Annotated in this window: 16 protein-coding genes, 1 tRNA gene and 1 pseudogene; 13 read left to right on the top strand and 5 right to left on the bottom strand. The window is 63.8% G+C overall.

Annotated elements, in window-relative coordinates; all coding sequences use genetic code 11:
* Positions 1–143 precede the first annotated feature (143 nt).
* A complete protein-coding gene (gene rlmB, locus EMO90_RS04730; protein ID WP_150353831.1) occupies positions 144–1130 on the top strand; it encodes a 23S rRNA (guanosine(2251)-2'-O)-methyltransferase RlmB in 987 nt (328 codons plus the stop codon).
* 911 nt (positions 1131–2041) lie between these two features.
* Here rlmB and EMO90_RS04725 read toward each other — a convergent pair.
* From EMO90_RS04725 to EMO90_RS04715, 3 genes are all read right to left on the bottom strand, one after another.
* The gene (locus EMO90_RS04725; RefSeq protein ID WP_150353836.1) at positions 2042–3463 is read right to left on the bottom strand and encodes a DUF4032 domain-containing protein; all 1422 of its coding nucleotides are present in this window, start codon (positions 3461–3463) and stop codon (positions 2042–2044) included.
* Positions 3464–3561: 98 nt separating this feature from the next.
* A complete protein-coding gene (locus EMO90_RS04720) occupies positions 3562–4689 on the bottom strand; it encodes an ABC transporter ATP-binding protein (RefSeq protein WP_150353832.1) in 1128 nt (375 codons plus the stop codon).
* Positions 4690–4987: 298 nt separating this feature from the next.
* Positions 4988–7867 (bottom strand): glycoside hydrolase family 3 N-terminal domain-containing protein, encoded by a 2880-nt coding sequence (locus tag EMO90_RS04715; protein WP_223849725.1) that lies wholly within the window; start codon positions 7865–7867, stop codon positions 4988–4990.
* Positions 7868–9066: 1199 nt separating this feature from the next.
* Here EMO90_RS04715 and EMO90_RS12365 point away from each other — a divergent pair.
* The 7 genes and pseudogenes from EMO90_RS12365 to EMO90_RS04675 form a co-directional block, all read left to right on the top strand.
* Positions 9067–10305: pseudogene (locus tag EMO90_RS12365) on the top strand (serine/threonine-protein kinase); the annotation flags it as partial.
* A gap of 616 nt (positions 10306–10921) precedes the next feature.
* Positions 10922–11857 carry a DsbA family protein gene (locus EMO90_RS04700; protein WP_150355153.1) on the top strand — a complete coding sequence of 312 codons (936 nt, stop codon included), beginning with the start codon at positions 10922–10924 and terminating at the stop codon, positions 11855–11857.
* A 267-nt stretch (positions 11858–12124) separates the two neighbouring features.
* A tRNA-Thr gene (locus tag EMO90_RS04695) sits at positions 12125–12198 on the top strand.
* 1841 nt (positions 12199–14039) lie between these two features.
* Positions 14040–15701, top strand: coding sequence for an aggregation-promoting factor C-terminal-like domain-containing protein (locus EMO90_RS04690; RefSeq protein ID WP_150354991.1), 1662 nt, complete (start codon positions 14040–14042; stop codon positions 15699–15701).
* 106 nt (positions 15702–15807) lie between these two features.
* The gene (rsmA, locus tag EMO90_RS04685) at positions 15808–16839 is read left to right on the top strand and encodes a 16S rRNA (adenine(1518)-N(6)/adenine(1519)-N(6))-dimethyltransferase RsmA (RefSeq protein ID WP_150354992.1); all 1032 of its coding nucleotides are present in this window, start codon (positions 15808–15810) and stop codon (positions 16837–16839) included.
* Positions 16836–17840: a 4-(cytidine 5'-diphospho)-2-C-methyl-D-erythritol kinase gene (locus tag EMO90_RS04680; protein ID WP_150354993.1), complete on the top strand. Its 1005-nt coding sequence runs from the start codon at positions 16836–16838 to the stop codon at positions 17838–17840. Before rsmA ends, EMO90_RS04680 begins: the two co-directional genes overlap by 4 nt.
* Positions 17841–17869: 29 nt before the next feature.
* The gene (locus EMO90_RS04675; RefSeq protein ID WP_150354994.1) at positions 17870–18535 is read left to right on the top strand and encodes a LytR C-terminal domain-containing protein; all 666 of its coding nucleotides are present in this window, start codon (positions 17870–17872) and stop codon (positions 18533–18535) included.
* 122 nt (positions 18536–18657) lie between these two features.
* Here the strand turns inward: EMO90_RS04675 and EMO90_RS04670 are convergent, their stop codons facing one another.
* Complete coding sequence (locus EMO90_RS04670; protein WP_150354995.1) at positions 18658–19971, bottom strand: ATP-binding protein; 1314 nt, start codon at positions 19969–19971, stop codon at positions 18658–18660.
* A 30-nt stretch (positions 19972–20001) separates the two neighbouring features.
* On the opposite strand from EMO90_RS04670, the gene EMO90_RS04665 reads away from it, so the two are divergent.
* The 5 genes from EMO90_RS04665 (at position 20002) to EMO90_RS04650 (ending at position 23383) form a co-directional block, all read left to right on the top strand.
* A complete protein-coding gene (locus EMO90_RS04665; protein WP_150354996.1) occupies positions 20002–20403 on the top strand; it encodes a hypothetical protein in 402 nt (133 codons plus the stop codon).
* A gap of 52 nt (positions 20404–20455) precedes the next feature.
* On the top strand, positions 20456–20581 hold the full coding sequence (locus EMO90_RS12590) for a hypothetical protein (protein WP_263390668.1): 126 nt from the start codon (positions 20456–20458) through the stop codon (positions 20579–20581).
* Positions 20582–20770: 189 nt separating this feature from the next.
* A complete protein-coding gene (locus EMO90_RS04660) occupies positions 20771–21442 on the top strand; it encodes a response regulator transcription factor (protein WP_190972113.1) in 672 nt (223 codons plus the stop codon).
* Positions 21432–22610, top strand: a complete 1179-nt coding sequence (locus EMO90_RS04655; RefSeq protein WP_150354998.1) for a hypothetical protein — start codon at positions 21432–21434, stop codon at positions 22608–22610. Before EMO90_RS04660 ends, EMO90_RS04655 begins: the two co-directional genes overlap by 11 nt.
* A gap of 110 nt (positions 22611–22720) precedes the next feature.
* Positions 22721–23383: a VanZ family protein gene (locus EMO90_RS04650; RefSeq protein WP_150354999.1), complete on the top strand. Its 663-nt coding sequence runs from the start codon at positions 22721–22723 to the stop codon at positions 23381–23383.
* Positions 23384–23561: 178 nt separating this feature from the next.
* Here EMO90_RS04650 and EMO90_RS04645 read toward each other — a convergent pair whose 3' ends face one another.
* Positions 23562–24980 carry a CCA tRNA nucleotidyltransferase gene (locus EMO90_RS04645; RefSeq protein WP_190972114.1) on the bottom strand — a complete coding sequence of 473 codons (1419 nt, stop codon included), beginning with the start codon at positions 24978–24980 and terminating at the stop codon, positions 23562–23564.
* Positions 24981–25449 lie beyond the last annotated feature (469 nt).

The following is a 25449-nucleotide window of genomic DNA, read 5'->3' as shown; positions in this document are numbered from 1 at the left end:
TCGACGCATTCGCGTCACGATTCCCCATTATTGCATACAGCGTTTACCGATTGACGTAACAACTCGCGCGGCTGTGTCGATTGCGGGCGGGACGCATGCGGCACCGGAAGCATTTGGCGCGGGGTGCTGGGACAATGAACCCTATGGCAATGAAGAAAGGACCGACCAAAGGGTCGGGTGGAAAGCACCGCAACAAGCTCCAGGGGCACGGCCCCACTCCCAAGGCGGAGAACCGCGTCTATCACAAGGCGTTCAAGGCCAAGGTCGTGGCCGATCGCCGCAAGGCCGCCGATCCCCGTCTCGCCGCCCGCCGCAGGGTGGCCAAGTTCACGTCCGATTCCGACGAGCTGGTGTACGGCCGCAACTCCGTGCTCGAGGCGCTCCGCATGAACGTCCCGAGCCTGCAGCTGTACATCGCCGCGCGCATCGAGCACGATGACCGCACGCGCGAGATCGTGAAGATCGCCGGCGCGAACGGCCTGCACGTCCTCGAGGCCGATCGTCTGGAGATGGACCGCATCGCGCATTCCGGCAACCATCAGGGCGTGATCCTCAAGGTCCGTCCGTTCGAATACACCTCGCTCAGCCAGCTGGTCGATCAGGCCGATCGCAAGACCCAGGCCATGAAGGGCGTGGGCGGTCTGGCCTCGGTCCAGGCTCGTCCGCTGTTCATCGCGCTGGATGGCGTGACCGATCCGCAGAATCTGGGCGCTGTGATCCGTTCCGCCGCCGCATTCGGCGCGAACGGCGTGATCCTGCCCGAGCGCAGGTCCGCCTCGGTGACGGCCGCCGCGTGGAAGGTGTCCGCAGGTGCCGCCGCGCACATGCCGGTGGCCCGCGTGGTCAACCTCACCAAGGCCCTGCAGTCGCTGCACGAGCGCGGCTACTACGCCGTGGGTCTGGACGGCGGCGGCAGCGCGCTGGTGGGCGAGACCGGCTTCGAGACCGATCCGCTCGTAGTGGTGCTGGGCTCCGAGGGCAAGGGCCTGAGCCGTCTGGTGCGCGAGCAGTGCGACGCGATCGCCGGCATCCCGATCAGCTCGATGGTCGAGTCGCTGAACGCCTCGGTGGCGGCGGGCATCAGCCTGTACGCCGTGGCCAACGCGCGCCGCAAGTCGGTCGGGAAGTAGCCGGGCCCTCATCCTGCGCGATCGCCCTCTCGCGTCATCCTGAGCGCCCTCCGTCATCCTGAGCGCAGCCCGATAGGGCGGAGTCGAAGGATCCTTAACCTCTTGCACAAAGTTAAGGATCCTTCGACTCCGCTGCGCTCCGCTCAGGATGACGGGGAACAACCCAGGATGACCGGGGACGCCTCAGAACAACGAGAAAAGCGCACGGCCCCACGAATGGTGAGGCCGGGCGCTTGGTTTAAGGTCTGATTGATTGTCCGGTTGACGATCAGTCGCGATCGCGGTTGACGAACACTGCGATACCCATCGCGCCCGCCACCGCCACGAGGAAGCCTGCCATAATCGATCCGGCGATGATGTTGAGCATCATGATGATTCCTTTCGACACACCGATGTGCTGATTGCGACGGCGGGTGGGTGGTTCCCGCGCGAACCTCCTTGGTCCGCGTTTCCTGCCGCGTCAACGCTCACCATACGCTCTTTTCGAAGCAACAGATGGCAAAAATGCCTTGGTTTAACCCTCAAACATATCCAAAACGACTGAAATTACGGCGATTGGGTGAGCGCTGCCGTCAGCCTGAGCACAGCGAAGGATCCTTCGACTCCGCCCTGCCGGGCTCCGCTCAGGATGACGCGGGGAGGCTTCCGCGCTCGCTCAGGATGACATGGGGATGTATCTTTCGTCATCCTGAGCGAAGCGAAGGATCCTTAACCTCCTGCACTGGTCAGAACCTTGATTACGTGCGTAATGGCCAAGGATCCTTCGACTCCGCTGCGGTGTCCGGCTGCGCCGGACCGTCGCCGCCTTGGCGGCGGCTCCCTTCGCCTACGGACAGCCCACTGGGCTGTCCGCTTAACGGCTCAGTGCTCAGGATGACGGGACGCCCATCAGGACGACGGGCACCCCAAACTCAGTGGCTCCACACCGCCGCGTCGGGATCGTCGTCGGGGTTGTAGCCATCGTCCGGATCGTCCGGCGAGTTGTAGGTGGACTCGTCGTCGATCACGCCGGCATCGGCCTCGGCGTTGAGCTGCTCCATCGTCTTGCTGTCGATCTTGTAGCTCGGCAGCACGCTGGCGATGTAGCTCTCCACGGCCTCGGCCATCGGCACATCATGACCGGCCTTCTCGGCCAGGAACCAGCGGTGATCGAGCACCTCGTGGAAGAACTGCGCGGGCTCGATCTGCGAACGGTACTCCTTGGGGATCATGCGCACGGTCGGCTCGAACACCTCGCGCATCCAGTCGGTGGCCACGATCTCCAGATCCTCGCCCTCGCGCCACGTGGAGGCGCGGTAGGCGTCCAGATCGTTGAGCAGTCGGCGGGCCTGGTTCTCCTGCACGTCGAGGCCGGTGAGGCGCAGCAGCTTGCGGGAGGCGTAGCCGGCGTCCACCACGCGCGGGCGGACCAGCACGCGCTTGCCATCCTCGGCGGTCTTCATCTCGAGCTCGTCCACGTCGAAGCCCAGATCGTTGAGCTTGTTGACGCGCTTCTCGATCTTCCACATCTCGTCCGGGCTGAACTTGTCCGTGTCCGTGAGCGTGCTCCACAGCGAGTGGTAGCGGTCCACCAGACGGTTGCCCACCTCGACCTCGTCCACCTCGCCGGGCAGCAGCTTGCCGGAGCTCAGATCCATGAGTTCGCCGATGATGTTGGTGCGCGCCAGATCGATGTCGTACTCGCGCTGACCCTCGGTCAGGGTGGCGTGCAGATCACCGGTCTCGGCATCCACCAGCCACGCGGAGAAGGCGTAGGCGTCGCGCAGGAACAGGACGTTGGACAGCGACACATCGCCCCAGTAGAAGCCGGCCAGATGCAGGCGGACCATCAGCACGGCCAGCGCGTCGATCAGACGCTCCGCGGTGTCCGGGCGCAGGTTGCGGGCGAACAGCGCGCGGTACGGCAGGGAGAACTTGAGGTGTTTGGTCACCAGGATCGCCTCGAGCGGTTCGCCCTCGCGGTTGTGGCGGCCGGTGACCACGGCCACCGGGGACACGCAGGGCAGTTCGAGCTTCTCCAGCCGGCGCAGCAGCTCGTACTCGCGCTCGGCCACCTGACGGGTGATCTCCTTCATGGCGTACACGTCGGTGCCCACGCGCACGAATCGCACCACGTGGCGGGAGATGCCTCGCGGCAGGTTGGCGAGCAGCTCCTGGGGCCAGGTGGCCAGCGGCTGCTCCCAAGGCAGCGTGAACATCTTGGGGTTGGAGACGGACGCGGTGATCGTCAGGGCCGTGGGCTCCTTGGTCGCGGCACCGGCGTCCTCGGCTTTGACGGACGTGGCCTTGGCGGCTCGCGGATCGAGTAGATTCAGGTCGATTGCAGGGGTCATCATGCTCCTCATGATAAGAAAACCCCCGCACATCAATTGTGCGGGGGTTACTTTAACGAGGCGGATAGAGAGGAAGAGAGTCGCCTCGATAAAGCCTATTAGTTCAGACGCAGCTCAGTCGACGGAGCGAACAGGTGCATCTTGGCCGGGTCGATCTTGATCTTGACGACATCGCCGACCTTCGGCAGCTGGCGCGGAGGAACGCGGACGGTGGTCAGCTTATTCTGATCAGACATCAGCTGGGATTCCTCGAGGGCGGAGCCGTCGGTGATGATGTTGCCGTAGATGTAGCCATCGGAGCCCAGATCCTCGACGTTCACAACCTTCAGGGAGAAGGCGTTGGTGTCGGTGGAGGCGGCCAGGGAGGCATCCTCGGGACGGAAGCCGACGACGATCTCGCCGTTGTCCTCGGCGGTCAGCTTGGAGACGGCCTCGGTGGGCAGATCGATGGTGTCCTCGCCGATCTTCGCCTTGCCGTTGACCACCGGGTGGGTGTTCAGGTTCATCGACGGGGAGCCGATGAAGCCGGCGACGAAGACGTTGGCCGGACGATCGTACAGCTCGGTCGGGGCGCCGACCTGCTGCAGGATGCCGAGCTTGATGACGGCGATGCGGTCGCCCATCGTCAGGGCCTCGGTCTGATCGTGGGTCACGTACAGGGTGGTGACGCCGAGCTGACGCTGCAGGGCGGCGATCTGCGTACGGGTCTGCACACGGAGCTTGGCGTCCAGGTTGGACAGAGGCTCATCCATGAGGAAGACCTTCGGCTCACGGACGATTGCACGGCCCATGGCCACACGCTGACGCTGACCACCGGACAGAGCCTTCGGCTTGCGGTCCAGGTACTCGGTCAGATCCAGAATCTCGGCGGCCTTCTCGACGCGCTTGCGGATCTCGTCCTTCGGGGTGCCGGCGATCTTCAGGGCGAAGCCCATGTTGTCGGCAACCGTCATGTGCGGGTACAGAGCGTAGTTCTGGAACACCATTGCGATATCGCGGTCCTTGGGCTGCATGGTGGTGACATCCTTGCCACCGATCAGGATGCGGCCCTTGTTGACCTCTTCCAGGCCGGCGAGCATACGAAGGGTCGTAGACTTACCGCAGCCAGAGGGGCCAACCAGGACGAGGAACTCGCCGTCCTTGATATCCAGATTCAGATCATCCACCGAGGGCTTGTCGTTGCCCGGGTAGATTCGAGTAACGTGCTCGAATACCACTTCTGCCATAATCAATATCCTTTCATCGGCAGGTACGTGCCGAACGATCCGTAGTGAAGGGGTTTTCACTTGTGGTACCGCCACGAAACTCATCGGCAAAACTTCTTGACAACGCCTTCGTAGCAGTCTTGTTTTTTCGGTGGTTCTTAGAAGATCACTCTTCGTTGAGCCACCGCCCACTATACACGACGCCGCGACATGCGCAAGGCGTGTTGCGCGAATTTGCCTCAGATTTGTTCAACGATTGAATGAACTCTGCGTGAACGGGGGTGTAACCGGTATCATGCGCCGGAGGCCGCAATCGGCATCACTTCAGCCCGAATCGACCCAGCAGCGCGGCCGTGCGCCGATTCGCCGCCTGATTGCGCAATACGCCCACGGCGAAACCGATCAGCCCCAGGACCGGATGACCGTTGGGGATGCGGGCCAGACTGCGGGCGGCCCGGGCGTCGACCCGTCCGCCGGAGAGCTTGGCGAGGGCGCGCGGGGGCATGTTGAGCCGGAACAGCGCGTCCAGATCGGGCTCGCCGCGGCGTTCGCGGGCACGGCGTTCGTCCCTCGCAAGCCGATGGGCCCACCAGCGGGCGATGGGATCGCGTGACCCATTCCAGCTGGAGAAGGGGTCATTGGCGTCGAACACGCGGGATTTGGCCGATTGTGGCGTAACGGCGGACACGATCGGCATTGTGGACACGACTGGCGCTGTAGACACGATCGGGGCCGGGGCCACAGACACGATTCCATCGCCCATGGATGCCACATCCGCGAGCGCGCGGGCGGTCTCCGCACGCACGGCGGCAAGGCGGCAGCGATGATCGGCATCGGCTGCAGCCGGATCGCCGGCCATGCCCGGAACGCCCAGAACGGCCGGAATACCCGGACTATCCAGATCACCCTGACCACTCAGATCACCCGAGCCGCCCAGCCGAGCGCCCATCGTGCCGCGGACCATATGCGTGGCGGACAGCCGCGGCGTGAGGCAGTCGGAGCCGATCGTCACCCGCCACGGGCCGGATTCCACCTGCCACGACCCGCTCGCCTCATCCCAGTGGCGGAAGGTGTACCGATCGAACGGGATGGTGACGCGCGTCGATTCGCCCGGATCGAGCCGCACCTTGGCGAACCCCTTGAGCTCCAGCGCCACACGGGCCGGACCATCGGACGCCGGATCGCCACCCGCACTGCCACACGGGCCTGTCACATACAGCTGCGCGACCTCCGCGCCGGGACGATCACCCACATTCGTGAGCGTGAAGCTCACGCCGGTCTGCCCCACCTCAAGGTCGGCGTAATCGAAGCGCGTGTAGGTCAGGCCGTGGCCGAACGGGAACCGCACGGGCAGGCCGGCGGTGGTCCAGTACCGGTAGCCCACCAGCGAGCCCTCGCGGTAGACCACGTCACGATCGGGGCACGGGTATGCGGATGCGGGCGCGACGGCGGACGCACCGGGCTTTCCGGGGCCTTCGGGCACATTCGGCTCCCCGTACACGCCATCACACTCCCCCAGCGGCCACGTTTCGGCGAGCCGACCGGAGGGGTTCGTCTTCCCGGACAGAATGCGCGCCACGGCCGACGCGCCCGCCTGACCGCCCAGCCCGGCGTACAGGATCGCGTCGCAATCGTCCGCCCAAGGCAGCAGGACCGGGGAACCGGCCGTCAGCACGGCGATCAGCGGCTTGTCGGCCTTCCCGCATGCCTTGGCAAGCGCGGCCATGAGGTCGAGCTGCGGGGCCGGCATGGCCAGCGTCGAGCGATCCAGTCCCTCGGCCTCGCTGCGCTCGTCGAGCCCCACGCATGCCACCACGGCATCCACGTCCCCGCGCACGGCCACGGCGACGGCCCGATCGACCAGCTCCCGCGACGGCGTGCCATCATGCCTGTACCCGGGTGCGTACCCGGCCAAGGCCAGCCCACCCTCCGCGGCGAGCGCACCGATCAGCGCATCCACACGGGTGGCGTTCACCTTGGACGATCCGGAACCTTGGAATCGCGGACGGGCGGCCATGTCGCCGACCAGCGCCACGCGAGTCCCGGCGGGCAGGGGCAGGACGGGTTTGCCTGCGCGCGCGCCCATGGAGGCAATGGGCTTGTTGCGCAGCAGAACCATCGACTGCTCGGCCACGTCTCGGGCCACGCGATGATGGGCGTCGATCATATCGGGGGGAAGCACCCCGGCGGGCGCCTCATGGGCAGCGGCCGGATCTGGACTTGCGGGCGGATTGGGACTTGCGGCCGCTCCGGCCCCGGACGCCGCACCGGCGAATCCGATCAACGGCATCGAACCGGTTCGATCGCCATGTGCCGCGCCGCCATGCGTCCGCGCCGCGCACAACGCCACTTCGCGGGCGCGCGCGGTCACATCGGCCTCCGCCAGCCGACCGTCCTCCACGGCACGCATCACCTCGCGCACCGACGCTAGCCCCGGGCAGGGCATCTCCAGCGAACCGCCCGCGGCCACCGCCCGGACCGCACTGTTTGAGGCGCCCCAATCGGACACCACCATGCCGTCGAAGCCCCATTCGTCTCGCAGGATTTCGGTGAGCAGATGACGGTTCTCATGCGCATAAACGCCGTTGACGCGGTTGTACGAGCTCATGATCGCCCACGGGCGGCCCTCGCGCACGGCGATCTCGAAGGCCGTGAGATACAGCTCGCGCATCGTGCGCTCGTCCACCACGGAATTGGACGACTGCCTGCGCAGCTCCTGGCCGTTGACCGCGAAATGCTTGGGACAGGCCGCCACGCCCTGCAACTGCACCCCGCGGATGAATTCGGCGCCCATGCGGCCAGCGAGCACCGGATCCTCCGAGTAGTACTCAAAATTGCGACCGCAACGGGGACTGCGCTTGATGTTCAGCCCCGGCCCCAGCAGCACATCAACGCCCTGCGCGCGAGCCTCCTGGGCGATCGTGGCGCCCATGCGCGAAGCCAGTTCGGGGTCCCATGAGCAGGCGACGGTCGCGGCCGTGGGAAAGCACGTGGCCGGCAGGGACGCGCCGGGAGCAGTCGGGGCGGCGGGAGCGGCGGGCTGCGCAGCGGGGCGGACGACCTCATGACGCAACCCGTGCGGGCCATCGCTCATCACCATCGGCGGCACGCCAGCCCTCGGCACCGCCCGCGTGGTCCACTGCGACGCCCCCGCGAGCAACGCCGCCCGCTCAGCCAGACTCAGATCCTCGATAGCCATACGCTTCACATGCTTCATACGCTTATTGTCGTACGATTCGCCGCATGGTGCCGCACGCGCCGGGCCCATGGTCCCTTTCGTCATCCTGAACGCCGAGTCGTTAGGCGGGCAGCCCCTCCGCGCCCAAGTCCGCACCCCGGGCCACAAACTGGGCAGATCCGGTCATCTGGAGACCGATTTGGGCCCCTAACGGACACGATCTGCCCAGTTTGCAAAATCTTCTCTCGTCATCCTGCGCGAAGCGAAGGATCCTTCGGCACCACGCACCCAGTCCACCCGAGCGAAATGGCCAAGGATCCTTCGCTGCGATCGGAATGACGCGGAATTCGCCTTGCGGCGCCCGGTACCCCAAACCGAACTGCAAGATCTGCCAGCAAGCCGTTCCTCTTTCCTGTCTACTGGCAGATCTTGTATCCTGGCGGGCTGCCGGGGGCTCTCAGGCGCAAATTCTGCCAGCAAACATGAAAGCGGGGGAAGTTGCTGGCAGATCTTGCAGTTCGGCGGGGCGGGAGCCGCCCCCCGGTCATCCTGAGCGAAGGCGCATCCGGAGTCGAAGGATCCTTCAGCACCACGCACCCAGTCCACCGATGCGAAATGGCCAAGGATCCTTCGCTGCGCTCAGGATGACAACGGGGACGGCCCGGGGGACTCAGGAGGGACGACAGGGGACGACCCGGGATGACGGGGACGACCCGGGGCGACGTTGAACCAATCGCCCCTCCCCGTCACCGGGCGCGAACCCACCGTCACCCGGCGCGAGGCGCGTCACCGGGCGCGACCGCTCCCCGTGACGCCATCCCGGAGCCCTACTGCCGCAAGCCCTCCCAAACCCCGTCACCCGGCGCGACCGCACCACGTGACGCCATTCGCGCCCCGTGACGCACCCTTCGCGCCCCGTGACGCACTCCAACCCGAACCCGCGCCCGAATCCGCCAAACCCGCACCCCCGCGGCCTGCAAACTGGGCAGATCCGGCCCTTCGCGCCGCAAACTGGGCAGATCCGGGCTTCTGGACCCCCAAATCGGCCTCCAGAAGTACCAAACTGCCCAGTTTGCAAAATCTCCTCTCGTCCTGAGCGAAGCGAGGGATCCTTCGACTCCGCTTCGCTCCGCTCAGGATGACCACCACTCGCTCAGGATGACAGCCCAGGGACGAAGACGCCCCAAGAATGACACGCGAAATGCGCACAGCACGGCACAATGGAGTTCATGAGTGATGTAGGCGTATTGGATCTTGAGCCCGGGGCGATCGTGGGCGGCTACACGCTGATCTCGCGCCTCGGCGCCGGGGCCATGGGATCGGTGTGGCGCGTGAGCGACGACGGCGGGCAGATCTACGCGATGAAAATCCTGCGCGACTCGCTGAACGACGACGAGCTGCGCAGCAACGTGCCGGCCCGCGAACGCCTGCGCCGGGAGGCCATGGCCATGCGGCGCATCCATCATCCGGGCGTGTGCCAGATCGTGGACATGGAACTGGACGACGCGGTGGCCTTCATCGTCACGGAGCTGATCGACGGCCGCAACCTGAAGGACGATGTGGCGGCGAACGGGCGCTACGAGGGCGACGATCTGGAGCGCCTCGCCACCAAGCTGATCGACGCGGTGAAGGCCGTGCACGCGGCCGGGATCGTGCACCGCGACATCAAGCCGACCAATGTGATGGTGGCCGCGCGCGGGCCGGTGCTGGTCGACTTCGGCATCGCGATGGGCGAGGGCGAAAGCCATGTGACGCGCACCGGCCTGGTGATGGGCACGCCGGGCTTCATCGCCCCGGAGATCATCGACGGCGCGGAGTCCACGGAGGCGACCGACTGGTGGAGCACCGCGGCCGTGCTGGCGTTCGCGGCCACAGGCGAGCCGGTGTTCGGCACCAAGCCGATGATGGCGGTCCTGGAGCGGGCCGCCTCGGGCAACGCGAACCTCACGGGTCTGCCACCGCGCACAATGGCCGCGTTCCGATCGGCGCTGAGCCCCAATCCGGCCGATCGCCGCACGCCGGACGATCTGCTGCAGGCGATCGCCGAGGATGCGATGGAGGCCGGCGCGTGGTCCGCCGACGACGAGGAGGCCGACGCCGTCATACCGACCGCGATCCTAGCTACGCCGCCCGCGCCGCCGGCACCGGCATCCGCGCTGCCATCCTTCTCTCTTACGTCATCCGGGCAGACCGATCAGTCCGGCCCGCGATCGGCATCCTCGGCCGACCCGACCCCTCGTCAGGGCGCGGAAACGCAGGTGGTGCGCCCTTTTGGCGCAAGCTCTTCGGCGGCCGCTGAGACCGTCGTGATCGGCGGTGGCGCATCGGCGCCGGCGATCATCCCCAGCCGCACGAGGCCGTTGCGCGAGACAGATCCGGCGCGCGGAACAGACCTGGAGCGCAGCGCAAGTCCGGCGCATCCGGCACGCGAAACCGATGAGGACAATCCGCGCACGCTGTGGGACCTCAACCCATGGCGGCCAAACGCACAATCGGCCCCAGGGAACCGCCAAACCACATCACCCCAGGCCTCGCCGACCGCCCAAACCGGCCCGCAACCCCGGCAGTCCGAACGATTGGCCGCGTTGGTGGCGCTCACCGCCAACGCGCAGGCCACTGACGGCACGCAGACCCCGGCCGACGGCGACGCCTCCGATGGAACGGACGATCCGAACGAATCGGATGTATCGAATACATCGAACACCCTGTACGACGGCGAACCGAACGCATCGGACGAACCGGACGACTCGGATAGCACGGTCGATCCGAACGGCCAGCGCCCCGCCTCCGGCCCGCGATCGGACCTCATCGTGGGTCTGGCCGTGACCGCGATGTTCCTCGTGGCGATCGTCGCGGCCTTCTTCGGCATGTGACGGCCGCGGGCCTACGAACCCCGCACCGCCAAACCCAGGGTCGCCGATTCCAGAACCGCCGAACCCCGCGGATCGCACCTCGGAACCGCGCATTTTCGCGATGGAAGAACCATCACAAGTTGTTCAGATGAGCCCTATACACTAGGTCGCAGTTTGCCCGCGGCTCACTGCGGGCCGTTCATCGAACCGGGGAAGGATATCCATGGCCAAGAAAACAACTCGTCCCGCCGCCACGCGCGCGCAGCGGCAGGCCCAGCGTGAGGCCGCCGAGAAAGCACTCGCCGAGCAGGCCGCCAAGGACCGCCGCCAGCAGACCATTCTGGGCGCCACCGTAGTGGCTGTGATCGTGGTGATCATCGCCGTGGTCGCGGGCGTGATCTGGTACAGGAACCGTCCGGTGGACACCGCCGCGCTCAAGAGCGAGGTGGACAAGGTGGCCGTCAAGCCGGCGAACGCCACGGACGACTACGGCTTCCTGATCTCCAAGAACGGCATCAACAAGCCGGTCGAGGGCGTGCCGACCGTCGAATTCTACATGGACTACATTTGCCCCGGCTGCGGCAACATGGAGCGCAGCACCGGCGCGACCACCTCGAAGCTGGTCGCGTCCGGCCAGATCAACCTTGAGATCCACCCGCTGTCCTTCATGGATCGGTACTCCACGGACAACTACTCCACCCGCGCGGCCGGTGCCGTGATCAACGTGGCGGAGAAGGATCCCGACCACCTGCTCGCCTTCATCTCCAACCTGTACGCGGAGGATTTCCAGCCGCAGGAGGGCTCCGGCTACGTAGCCACGTCCGATGAGCAGATCCAGCAGCAGGCCATCAAGGCCGGCGTGAGCGAGGATGTGGCCAAGACGATCAGCGAGGGCCAGTACGCCGATTGGATCAAGGCGGAGACGCAGGTGACGATCAACCGTCCGGAGCTCGCCAACGTGTCCGGCCAGTACAAGGGCCAGGTCAGCACGCCGATCGTGACGATCAACGGCACCTACTGGGATTGGAACTCCGTGGATACCAGCGTCACGCTGGACCAGGCGCTGCTCAGGGCACTCGGCTTGGAGGAATCCCAGGTGGGCACGGACACGGTTCCGACGATCGGTGCCGACGGCAAGGCGCTGTACCCGGAGTCCTGATCCGCCCAGTCCGTGTCGGCTTGCGGGGGTCTTGCGGACGATCCGCGGGCCCAATCGGGCCGACACGGGCTTGATTCGGCGTTTCCCCAGTGTTTCCAACGGTTTTGCGGCTCTGACAACACGCCCTGCGACACAACGTGCATCGTTTTCAGCAAGGGCATGCATAATAGCTGTTGAGCCTTTCCGGGACAGGCCGGGGAAGCGTGATTAGCGAATCCGAGACATTCGGGTTATGCTAGTCACTCGTTCGGTGTCAATCACCGAAACGCCTCCTTAGCTCAGATGGCCAGAGCGGCCGCCTTGTAAGCGGCAGGTCGTCGGTTCGATCCCGACAGGAGGCTCACCGGGTGTGTTTTTTCCAGCCGGCCGCGTAGAATAGCGGGCAGTGGGGAAACCACGAACGGGGATAATTCAATACTTCTCTTGTGTAAGTTACCCCAGAAGCCTTCCCCCAAACACGGCTTCTGGCTAAGGGCAGAGCGTCCCCCCAACCAGCTCTGCCCGTTAAGGGGGCGGGACCATCCCCTTCTCTCCCGCCCCCTTTTTTTCTTTTTCATAAAGTACGTAGTTTGCCGAATGCAGTCGAGGCGCCATCCTGAACGCCGAGCCATGAAGAGGACAATCCCCCCGTCATCCTGAGTAGTTCCCAGTCGTCCCTTCGTCATCCTGAGCGCAGCGAAGGATCCTTCGTCATTACGCGCACGTCCATTACTGCGACATGCTGCGACATGCTGTGACATGCCAAGGATCCTCCACTGCGCTCAGAATGCCCAGTTTGGCCCGACTGATGACGCAAACTGGGCAAAACGGGACGCCCATTTTGCGAACTGGGCAGATCCGGTCATCTGGAGGCCGATTTGAGCCCCTAACGGACACGATCTGCCCAGTTCGCAAATGAAGTGGTCGGATCTGCCCAGTTAGCGCTGTCCAGTCCGCACAGTCGCCCTCCCGCCGTCATCCTGCGCGAAGCGAAGGATCCTTCGCTGCGATCGGAATGACGCGGAATTCGCCTTGCGGCGCCCGGTACCCCAAACCGAACTGCAAGATCTGCCAGCAAGCCGTTCCTCTTTCCTGTCTACTGGCAGATCTTGTATCCTGGCGGGCTGCCGGGGGCTCTCAGGCGCAAATTCTGCCAGCAAACATGAAAGCGGGGGAAGTTGCTGGCAGATCTTGCAGTTCGGCGGGGCGGGAGCCGCCCCCCGGTCATCCTGAGCGAAGGCGCATCCGGAGTCGAAGGATCCTTCAGCACCACGCACCCAGTCCACCGATGCGAAATGGCCAAGGATCCTTCGCTGCGCTCAGGATGACAACGGGGACGGCCCGGGGGACTCAGGAGGGACGACAGGGGACGACCCGGGATGACGGGGACGACCCGGGGCGACGTTGAACCAATCGCCCCTCCCCGTCACCGGGCGCGAACCCACCGTCACCCGGCGCGAGGCGCGTCACCGGGCGCGACCGCTCCCCGTGACGCCATCCCGGAGCCCTACTGCCGCAAGCCCTCCCAAACCCCGTCACCCGGCGCGACCGCACCACGTGACGCCATTCGCGCCCCGTGACGCACCCTTCGCGCCCCGTGACGCGCGCCAACCCGACCCCGCGCCCGAATCCGCCAAATCCGCACCCCCGCGGCCTGCAAACTGGGCAGATCCGGCCCTTCGCGCCGCAAACTGGGCAGATCCGGGCTTCTGGACCTCGAAATCGGCCCCTAGAAGTACCAAACTGCCCAGTTTGCACAACCAACGTTCCGATCTGCCCAGTTTGCAAAGCGGGAAACCCGCTCATCCTGAGCGCACCCGGACATCGAAGGATCCTTCGGCACCACGCACCCAGTCCATCGATGCGAAATGGCCAAGGATCCTTCGCTGCGCTCAGGATGACGGGGGGGACGACCGAGGGCGGCCCAGGACGACAGGGAACGACTCGGGATGAAGAGGACGACCCAGAACGACGAAGGGGACGGCTCAGGGGCACCGGGACGGCCCAGAGCGGCAAGGGGACGGCCCAGGATGGGTGGGGACGATTCAGGATGTCTGGGGAGGAACACCCAGATCAACGCCCAAGCCCACCAAGCCCATCGCGTCCGCCAAATGTGGGAGTTGCTGGCAAAACCGCCGCCGCTCCCCCTCCTCGACCGCGGCCGCGGCTACAATCGGCACAGAATATGTCGTCAGGAGGTTTCATGGCTCGTCGTTGGACGCCGAAGCGGTTCGTCATACGCCGCAGGATTCGCGTTGCGGCGGTCGTCGCGGCCGTGCTCGCGTCAAGCGCGCTGAGTTTCGGCATCGGCGCGCGCAAAACCGTGGCTCTGGACGTCAACGGGGAGACGAGGACGATCTCCACGTACGCGATGAGCGTCGATCGTCTGCTGCAGGAGCAGGGCGTGGCCGTCAAGACCCATGACGTGGTGCAGTCCACGTCGGGCACGGACACGATCAATAATCATGACGTGGTCACCGTGCGATCGGCCTTCCAGACCACCGTGACCATCGACGGCGCGCAGGTCCCCTTCTGGACCATCGCCACCAGCGCCGACCAGCTGCTCGGCTTCTTCGCCAGCAACGAGGCGGATGCGGCCAAGGTGACCGTCGACATCAAGAACGTGTACAACCAGCTCACCGGCGGACTGATCATCAATCAGAACGGCCCGGTCACGGTGATCGCCGACGGCAAGACGTCGGTGGCCCCGGACGGCAAGCTGCCCGCCGCATCCATCCTCGATTCCAAGGGCATCACGCTGGGCAAGGAGGACCGCGTCAGCGTGGAGAAGGACGGCGATCAGACCGTTCTGCGCGTCCAGCGCGTCACCCACGGGCAGACCACCAAGACCGTGGCCATCCCCCACGGCACGCAGACCGTGATCGACGACTCCCTCGCGCCCGGCGAAACCGTCGTCCGCATCCAGGGCGAGGACGGCGAGAAGACCGAAACGTACAACACCACCTTCGTGGACGGCGTGGCCGACACGGAGACGCTGGTGAGCAGCACGGTGACCAAGCTGGCCGTGGACACGGTGATCGCGGTGGGACCGGAGAAAGTGGAGACGCCCGCGGAAAACGGGACCGGCAGCGAGGCGGCCGGTGGCGACGGCACGACAGGCAGCCCAAGCCCCTCCCCCAGCGCTTCCAGCGGCAGCGCCAGCCCGAGCGAGGATCCCACCCCGTCGGACAGCGCGACGAGCACCAGCCCCACGCCGAGCGAGAAGCCGAGCACGCCCAGCACGACCGAGACGACGCCCAGCACGCCGGCCACGCCCGAGGCCACCCAGAAGCCGTCCGAGCAGCCGTCATCGCCCGCCCCCTCATCGAAGCCCAGCGTGTCGACGCCCACGCAGAAGCCCACCACCGGCGGCTCCTCGGGATCCGGAAACTCCGGGAACTCCGGCAACTCCGGCAGCTCGAGCGGATCGAATAACGGGTCGAACGGGTCGAACAGTGGATCAAACAACTCGGACACTCCACCCACCGGTGTCTCGCGCGACGAGCTCGAAACCTGGTACGAGAACCACAACCGCATCCCGCAGTCGGAGGCCCGCCTGTGGCACCCCACGGCGGCTCAGGCCAAGGCATATGCCCGCGCCAACGCGGCGCAGCGCGGCTGGACCGGCGACGATTGGACGGCCCTCGAAACGCTGTGGACCAAGGAGTCGTCGTGGACATGGTCGGCGGACAACCCGTCGTCCTCCGCGTACGGCATTCCGCAGGCCCTGCTCGGCTGGAACATGGGCTACGGCTGGCAGGACGACGGCGCGGTGCAGATCGACTGGGGCCTCAACTACATCGCCCAGCGCTACGGGACGCCATCCAAGGCGTGGGCCTTCTGGCAACAGAAGAAGTGGTACTAGTCGCCCGCACAGGCGGCGACGAACCAGCCGACCGGAACCCATATCGAACATATCGAACACCATCAACAACCCATAGCACCACACGCATAGCAATCGGAGCAACCGCATGGAAGACAACGCATCCGCACCCTCCGGCCCCGCAGCCACAGGTCTCACGGGCGCCGCAAACGCCGCAGCCGCGAACGCCGTCACGGATGACGGCCGTCCGGGTCATCTGCTGGGCGCCGCGGACATCCGCCGCATCGCAGCCAGCGCGGGCGTGAGCCCCACCAAGAAGTTCGGCCAGAACTTCGTGATCGACCCCGGCACCGTGCGCAAAATCGTGCGCGAAGCCGGCGTGGAGGCCTCCACGCACGTCATGGAGGTGGGCCCGGGCCTGGGCTCGCTCACCCTTGCGATTCTGGAAACCGGCGCCACCATGACCGCCGTGGAGATCGACCCGCCGCTGGCCGAGCGCCTGCCGGACACGGTGGCCGAGTTCATGCCCGAGGCCACCGACCGCCTCACCGTGGTCCTTCACGACGCCCTGACCATCCAGCCCGCCGATGTGCCGCAGTTCGCCGACGGCGAGCCGTTCCGCCTGGTGGCGAACCTTCCGTACAACGTGGCCACGCCGATCGTGCTTACGCTTCTCGAACGGTTCGAGAACCTCGATTCGTTTCTGGTCATGGTCCAGAAGGAGGTGGCCGATCGTCTGGCCGCCGCACCCGGATCGAAGATCTACGGCACCCCGAGCGTGAAGCTCGCCTGGTACGGCACCGCGGAGAGGGCCGGCGTGATCGGCCGCAACGTGTTCTGGCCGGCTCCGAATGTGGATTCCGCGCTGGTGCGCTTCCGCCGGTTCGCTCCCGGCGCGGGCTACGATCCGGCCGAGCGCAGGGACGTGTTCGCGCTGATCGACGCAGCCTTCGGGCAGCGCCGCAAGACCCTGCACGCGGCCCTGAAGAAGATGGTCCCGGCCGCGGCGTTCGAAGCCGCGGGGATCGATCCCACGCGGCGCGGCGAGACGCTGACGATCGACGAGTTCGTGCGACTTGCGCACGCGGTCCGCACGGTCGCCGAAGCGCCCGCGAACAACGCCGGCCCCGTCGCCGGAACCACGGCGGAAGGCACTGCGATGGAAAGCACGGTGGCATGATGGCCGCGCACGAAATCGCCAGCGTCACCGTCGACTGCCCGGCCAAGACGAATCTGGTCCTGCGCGTGGGCGAGACGCATGCCGAATGGGGCGGCCGCCATGCGCTGGACACCATCTACTGCGGCGTGGGCGTGACGGACAGCGTCACCGTGACCCGCAAGCTGCCCGGCACCGGATTCTCGCTGGATCTGGCCGGCGAGCATCTGGGCGATCTGGCCCTGAGCGAGTCGGACATGCGCCGCAATCACGCTGTGCTGGCCCTGTATGCGCTGGCCGAGGCGAGCGGCATGAACCCCGATGTGGCGATCACGCTGGACAAGCGCATCCCCGTGGGCGCCGGTCTGGGCGGCGGATCGTCCGACGCGGCCGGCACGCTGCTCGCGCTCAACGTGCTGTGGGGCCTGAACTGGCCCGTGGAGCGTCTGGAGCCGATCGCCGCCTCGCTGGGCGCGGACATGCCCTTCTGCCTGCATGGCGGGTACGCGCACGGCGGCGGGTTCGGGCAAACGATCACCCCGCTGGCGGACGACGACCCGGACATCGTGCGGCTGCGCGAGGCCGGGTTCGCCGGACGGCTGCTGATCGGCGCGTACGATGACGAGCTGAGCACGCCGGACGTGTACCGCCGGTTCGATGAGATTGGCGCGAATCCCGATCATTTCAACGATCTTCAGCATGCGGCTGAGGATCTGCACCCGCGCTCGCGTCTGGCGATCGACGTAGCCCTGGCGGCCGGGGCGTCGATGGCGTTCGTGTCCGGATCGGGCCCGTCCGTGGTGGCGTGCGCGCCGAACGACGAGGTGCGCGGGCTCATCGTGGCCGATTGGCAGTCGGCCCGGGCGGTGGATCGGATCATCGCAGCGGACGCTCCGGCGGCCCCGCGGATCAGCGCCACGGTGACCGTTGGCGCCGGCATGGACGCGAACGCCGGCGTGCGGAAGGCGGCTTCGGCGGCCGGAAGCGCGGTGCCGGCCACGGATCCGGTCACCGTAAGACGATAAGCTTGTGGCAACTTGGCGGAAGGGTGATTATGACGATTCCTGAGCAGTACGATGAGCGCGCGGCCCGCAAGGTCTTTGTGCGCAACCGGCAAAAGCTCGTGTTCTCGATCGCCGTGGCCGTGCTGACGGTGGCGATGGTGGTCGCGCTGCTCGTGTTCTATGGCGTGATCGGCAAGCAGGACCGTGTGGAGGAGGCCAAACCCAACTTCGGCGTGGCCGCGCCCTGCCTGCCCGACGGCTTCGACGGCAAGCGCATCGACCCCGCGCAGATCACCATCCGCACCAGCAACGCCACCAAGTACACCGGTCTGGCGCGAGCCGTGCAGGACGAGCTGGTCAACCGCGGCTACACCCCGCAGGACAAGAGCGTGTTCGACTACTACAGGCTGGTCAACCCGCAGGCCGAGGTGAAGAGCGAGAACGTGATCGTCCTGTCCCGCACCATCATCTACTTCGGCGCCAACGCGATCCCCGAGGCCTATACGCTCGGCTCGCTGTTCACCGACGCCACGCTACAGATGGACGACCGTCAGGACAAGCTCATCGACGTGGTGATCGGCACCTCCTTCTACAACCTCAAGAGCAAGTCCGATGCCTCGATCAGCGACGATGCCCCGCTGGCCAACATCACCGGATGCCTGCCCTCGGCCTCCATGCAGAACCTGCCCAAGGCGCTCGGCCACACGGCGGTCTGACGCAGACGGTCCGGAATGGCCACCCCGGCCCCAGCGCGGTGACCATGGGTGCCGAAATGGACATTTCCGGGCCGGTTTTTGTCCATTCCGGCACCCGCGGCACGAACGCACCCGGTTATGCCCTACGCGTTCTCCAGCAGACCAACCATGTAAATGGGCAGATAGGTCACCTTGCCATCCACCGAGATGTTGCATGGCCTGAACACAACCCCGGCATCAAGATGATAATCCGGCTGGTCTAGCACATTATCCATCGCTCGATGGCGTTTATACGCTTTTCCGGACTTGACCTCGATGGGCAGAACGTTGTCGTCACGGTCCTGAATCAGGAAATCCAGCTCGCCCATTTTTTTGCTGTTGTAGTAGTACAGGTCAAACCCGTGAGCACTCAGCTCCTGAGCCACGACGTTCTCATAGATGCTGCCGTAGTTGACATCCTGATTGCCTTCAAGCACATCCAACGCCGTGCGCCTAAGGAACGATCCGGTCAGCAAACCAACATCGTTATAGAAGAGCTTGAACAAATTCCGATCTTTACTCATTTCCAGCGGTACGCATGGGGCATCCACGTTATAGGCGGCGATGGTAACGCCCGCAGCCACCAGCCAATCAAAATCAGACGCAACGGCTTTGAACCGCAAACCCTGATCGATCTTGGAAAACGTGAAACGCTTGTTGGGATTGTTCAACTCGCTGGGCACCAGATCATAGATGCTACAAATATGCAACCTGTCTTCCTTGCGCGCATATTGTCCTATGTCACGACGATATTCACGCTTGATGTTCTCCTGGATCATGCGCACATCCATGACGCTTCCATTGGCGGAGAAGGAATCAACGGCCGCCGGCATGCCACCAATTACAAGATATTTGGCGTAGAGTTTCATGAATCGATCGTGGATGAAGCTGTCCACCTCGGTCTTTTGGGCGAAGCAGTCGCGCAACACATCGAACACTTCACGGCCAACGCCCTGAGACCAGCAGAATTCCTCGAAATCAAGTGGGTACATCTCCAACTCACTCAAATAGCCAACCGGCACGGAGCGGATGTCCTCGAGTTCCACACCAAGCAACGAACCGGACAACGCATAGTCGAATCTGCCATCGTCCACCAGAAACTTGATCGCCGTAACGAGCTCCTTGCACTGCTGAACCTCGTCGAAGAACACTAGGGTCTTTCCCGGCACCAGCGGAACGTCCACCGCCAATTCGAGGCGCATGAGCAGGTTCCGAACATCGTGAGAATTGGAGAACACGGCCGTCAGCTCCGGATTCTCTATGAAGTTGATCTCAGCGACGTGCTCATAGTGCTCATGCGCAAAATGGCGGATAATGTAGGTCTTCCCCGTTTGTCGAGCCCCCGTGACCAGCAGGGCGGTTCGTTTCGGGGCAGCGCGCCATGCCTCAAGTCTCGACTCAATCTTTCGTCTCAGCATAATGTCTCCATTCCAACGATTCCCTTATGGATGCTACCAGCTTCCCGTTTGCATGATTGCATTTTCCAACCTTCGAAAGACATGCTGCGTTGCATTTTCCAACCTGATAAATCCGAAATTGTTGCATTTTCCATCGCGGACAATCTGCCCAGAAGCCCGCAAATGGCGCGACTTGCGGGCGGATTTGTGCGGCATGCACGCAACATGAACACCCGCGGCTGTCTGGTCGCCAACGGATGGGTGGCGAGCCATCCGGACGAGTACGTGGCGGAGCTGTGGCGAGGTTGCGCGGCAACTTACGGGCTGCGCGGGCCGAAATCTGCAATTCACAGCACGATCGGGCCGAAAATCGGCGCGAAAACGGCCCGATTGCGCTGTGAATCCCGAATTTCGGCCCGCGCAGCCCGTATTTTCGCAATCACGAGACCATAAAAGTCGCTAGGTCTAAGCCGTAACTATGGGGAAGACCTCATCGTGGCGCACTTTGAGTGCCGCAGGTGCATGGGCCGGCTGGCTGCTCTCCGCGCAATGGCATCTGCTCGCGCCCATCGCCCTGATACTGTGCGCCGGCTTCATCCCCCTGTTCCGCAGCATGCCCGACGCGCACTGATTCGCAGACTTGGTATTCCGCGCCGTTGACCGATAGTTCCGGACAGATGGTTTCGTTCACGCAGGAGACACACATAATGATGCGTTGGCGCCTTACCGCATTTGTGTAACGCCACCTCCTTCGACGCCATTCGAATCGTCTAGAATGAGCGGAGAATACTTTTTCTTGCACCGGGGAAGGCAGCGAAGCATGGCAGCGACAGATTCTCCTGTCTGCGCGAACCAAGGCACTTTAATCTTGGGGATCGTGGATAACGACGAAATCACACTGCGTTCGCTGGCACGGGAAATCAAGGAACTGATTCCCGCGGTGAGGATCGCATGGCTCACGTCGTCCGGCGCCGAAGCCGTGCGCAAGGCACTCGGCCCTGTCAAACCCAACATCGTGCTGGTGGATATGTCCATGGAGGACATGCCGGGCCTCATGGTGTGCCGGAGGATTCGGCAACGGACCGATCAGGTGAAGCTGCTGGCGATGACCTCATTCTCGCTGGAAGTGTATCGGGAACGTGCCGTGCGTGCAGGAACACAAGGGATTGTCAGCAAGAGCAGCGAGCCGGACATCATCCGCGGACTGCTTGCCATGGCACGAAACGAAACGTATGGCGATACGTTCGAATCCGCGGCGTTGTCCCACATCCGTCTACGATCAGCGCCGCAAATGCAACAGGATCTGCTGTCCGGACGCGAAACGCAGGTCATGGATCTGGTATCCGAAGGATTGGACGACCGGCAGATCGCCGCCCAATTGAACATTGCCGAGCCCACCGTCCGCAAGCATGCCCAAACCGTGATGAGGAAGCTGCAAGTGCACAATCGGGTGCAGGCGGTACTGCGATGGTTGGGCAAGTATGAACTATGAGGCGTTGCGCAGCCCGCAATGGGCCAGATATGCGCCATGGGGATTGGTGGCATTGATCACCCTATGGGAGACGTGGTTCATGCCGCCTATCGGGCCATTGGCCACGACAATCACGGCGCTGCACTTCCTTGCGCTGCTATCCATACCGCGGTTCCCCGTTGCGGGTGGCATTGCCACGGTACTGGTCGGAACGGCCTGCTCCCTGTCCAATCTTCAGTCCGGCCCCACGCAGATATGGGGCATCATGCTGGCCTTGGGACTACTGTGGGATCGTTCGCGCACGGTGATTGCGGCCACGGCCTGGCTTATCACCGTGACTGCACAGACGGTGCAGACCATGTATTCACCCTCGGACGAGCTCACGTTGCCTTTATTGGCCACTTTCATTGGCTGGTTTACCGTTCCCTGCATCATCGGAGGGTTTCTGCGCCAACGCCGAAAGATTGCACAGACGCAGACCGCCGAGCGGAACATGCGGGAACGATTGCGTGCCAACGAACAGGGCATAGCCACCGCCGCAAGGATTCACGATTCCATCAGCGGCGAACTGGCATACGTGCTTCGCGCCGCGCAAAGGCAGCAGCGACTGACGCATGATGCCAGCGCGCTTGCAGCGTGGAAGGATGCGGAAGAGCATCTGGTTCTTGCCCGTCAGGGACTTGATGATGTCATCTCGCAGCTTACGAGCAGCTCCGGCGATGATGTTGATCGGCACGGTCGCGATTCAATCCGCGTCCCATTGGAACAACGATTGGCCGATATCCTCCGCCGCTGGGATGACCGGCTGCGCGCACAGGGGATTGATGGCGGTTGCAAGATTTCCGGAAGCTGCGGCAATGCCGCCGACACTCCAACTGCAGACGTCCGATCAACGGTAATCGCGGATATGCTCGAAGAGCTGTGCGTCAACATCGAAAAGCATCTGCCGGCACGCACCGGCCACTACGAACTGTCCGTACTGTGCTCCCCCTCTGCAGTGGAAATCACAGAGCTGTGCACGTGGGAGACACCCCAGCAATCGCGCGTTCGATCTACCAGATCCGGCGGGTTGCAGTTGCATCGTCGTGCCATAGAACAAGCCGGTGGAGTTTTCTACATCAACGAGCAACCAAATCGATGGGAATGCTACCTACTAGTACCACTAGCAATTATCGGAATCAATGATTGACATGATCACACCACCATCGCAGCCAAGGAGGGCAACGATAGCGGACCTCATCTACACCTCCAATTGGAGCAACCATTTATAATGACTATTCAACAATAGAAAGTAATATCATGAGCAAGAACACCAGCAAGCGAATATCCGCTGCAATATCGCTTATCATTGCCGTAATATGGTTCTTCACACTGCGCTATATTATTGTAGGCGTTTATCCAATCTGGGGATTGCTTACTGTCATAATTTACCCTTACGACTATATCTTACAATCAGCAGTTACTATTATTACTTTTCTTGCCATCAACGCTATTATTTTAGGAATATTTATTTATCAAATTCTCATCAATAAAATCAATTATACCTACGCATCCTTTGTGAATATCATTTACACCATCGCAGTCATTGTTGCCATCATGAATAAAAGCCGAGGGATTAGCGGATATAACTTCAATATATTCGATTTGGCCGACCAACTGCACTATGATCCGCTGGTCTCACTCTTTAACTTGCTAGTATTTATCCCCTGCGGCATTGCCTTTAACTACTGGCTAAAATCAAACATAAAAGCAGCAATTACATTATCTTTAATGGTCATTGTTTGCGAGATATTACAGCCTATACTCCGAACGGGGTTCTTTGATATCATCGACATCATATTGAATATTCTCGGAGCGGTTTCCGGCGTCATCCTTGCGGATCTGTTCAAAAAGCACGGCTGGATTCTGCGCCAGGACCGCGGGACGACAATCATCAGCACGGATGACTCGTTCCGGCACTGATCGCCACGCCCGACGCGCACCGATTTGCCGGACTGGGCAACTTACGGGCTATGCGGGCCGAAATCTGCAATTCGCAGCACGATCGGGCCGAAAATCGGCGCAAAAACGGCCCGATTGCGCTGTGAATTCCGGATTTCGGCCCGCGCAGCCCGTATTTTCCCGTTTCGCGCTTGTTGCGCTACTCCTCAAGCCCCGCGTACCAGCGCCGGAGCTCGGCCACGGCCACATCGTGGTCCACCGGGCCGTTATCGAGGCGGTATTCGAGCATGTGCTTGTAGGCGCGGCCGACCATCGGGCCGGGGGCCAGGTCCAGCAGGGCCATGATCTCGTTGCCGTCGAGGTCCGGGCGGATGGCGTCGAAGTCCTCCTTCTCCTTGAGCTCGCGCACGCGCTGCTCCATCTCGTCCATCGCGGAGGCGAAGATCTGCGCCTTGCGCTTGTTTTGCGTGGTGGCGTCGGCGCGGGTCAGGCGGTTCAGGCGCTCGTAGAGGTGGCCGGCGTCCTTGACGTAGCGGCGCACGGCGGAGTCGGTCCACGGCTCGTCCACATAACCATGGAAGCGCAGGTGGAGCTCCACCAGATCGCTCACGTCGTCGATGATGTGGTGGTCGAAGTGCAGGGCCTTGAGGCGCTTGCGGGCCAGTTTGGCGCCCACCGCGTCGTGATGATGGAAGCTGACCTTGCCGCCAGCCTCGAACTTGCGGGTCTTGGGCTTGCCGATGTCGTGCATCAGCGCCGCCAGACGCAGGGTCAGATCGGGGCGCGGGACCGGGCCGTCGGGGCCGGTTTCCAGGGCCACCGCGCGATCGAGCACGATCATCGTGTGCTCGAAGACGTCCTTGTGGCGGTGATGCTCATCCAGCTCGAGCTGCAGGGCCGGGATCTCCGGGAAGACGCGATCGGCCAGCCCGGATTCCACCAGCGCCTCGATGCCGGCGCGCGGACGATCGGACAGCAGCAGCTTGACCAGCTCGTCGCGCACGCGCTCGGCGGAGACGATGTCGATGCGGTCCACCATGCGGCAAATGGCCTCGGCGGTTTCGGGCTCGATGCGGAAGCCCAGCTGGGCCACGAAGCGGACCGCGCGCATCATGCGCAGCGGATCGTCATCGAACGATTGCGACGGGTCCACCGGGGTGCGCAATACGCCCTTGGCGAGGTCGTTCGCGCCGCCGAAGGGGTCCACGAACTCAAGCTGCGGCACGCGCAGGGCCATGGCGTTCACGGTGAAGTCGCGGCGGGACAGATCGCCCTCCAGCGTGTCGCCGTAGTTGACCTCCGGCTTGCGCGAATCGGGTTCGTACGTGTCCGACCGGTAGGTGGTCACCTCCACCTTGACCTCGGTGCCGTCCGGGCGGCGGCGCATCGCACCCAGCGTGCCGAACTTGCGGCCCATGTCCCAGAAGCCGTCGCGCCCCCAATGGCGCAGGATCGGTTCGAACTCCTCGGGACGCGCGGATGAGCAGAAATCCAGATCGTGGGATTTGCGATGCAGCAGCAAATCGCGCACGGGCCCGCCCACCAAGGCCAGCTCATACCCGCGTTCGGCGAACAATCGTCCCAATTCGATGGCCTCAGGCCAGACTTCAAATCCCACTCGATACCTTTCACAGCCGTTTTTCTGTGCGCATACCAGCATACCGTTACCCCACCTGCACACAGAATTGAGTAAGGTGGAAGGCATGATTACGCCCGCAGACCTCGCACGCATGCTTTCGCGTGCCGCCGATGATGCGGACGACCATACCCAAACCGGCCTTGGAGGAATGCTCTATTCGTCCGATTCGCGCGATTCCCGCATCCGCCCCGAGGAGCCGAGCAAGCTGATGTACAGCACGGCCACGCGCGCGCCGGAGCCGCGGACCGTTCCGGTCGCCCCGGCCACGCAGATCGCCCCGATCACCCCGAGAATGGTGGCCGAAGCCGCACGACGGGCCGATCAGGCCGGCCAAACCGATCAGGCCGTACAGCCCGCACAGCCCAGCCAGCCCGCGCAGCACGACCAAACCGCGCAGCCCAGCCCGGCCGCGCCGTCCAATCATCCCGCGCAGCCCGGCGATCCCAGT

Origin of the sequence: Bifidobacterium vespertilionis, assembly GCF_008698145.1 — a bacterium.
Lineage (GTDB): Bacteria > Actinomycetota > Actinomycetes > Actinomycetales > Bifidobacteriaceae > Bifidobacterium > Bifidobacterium vespertilionis.
Note: the sequence above shows the minus strand (reverse complement) of the source record. Positions and strands in the feature narration are given on the sequence as shown.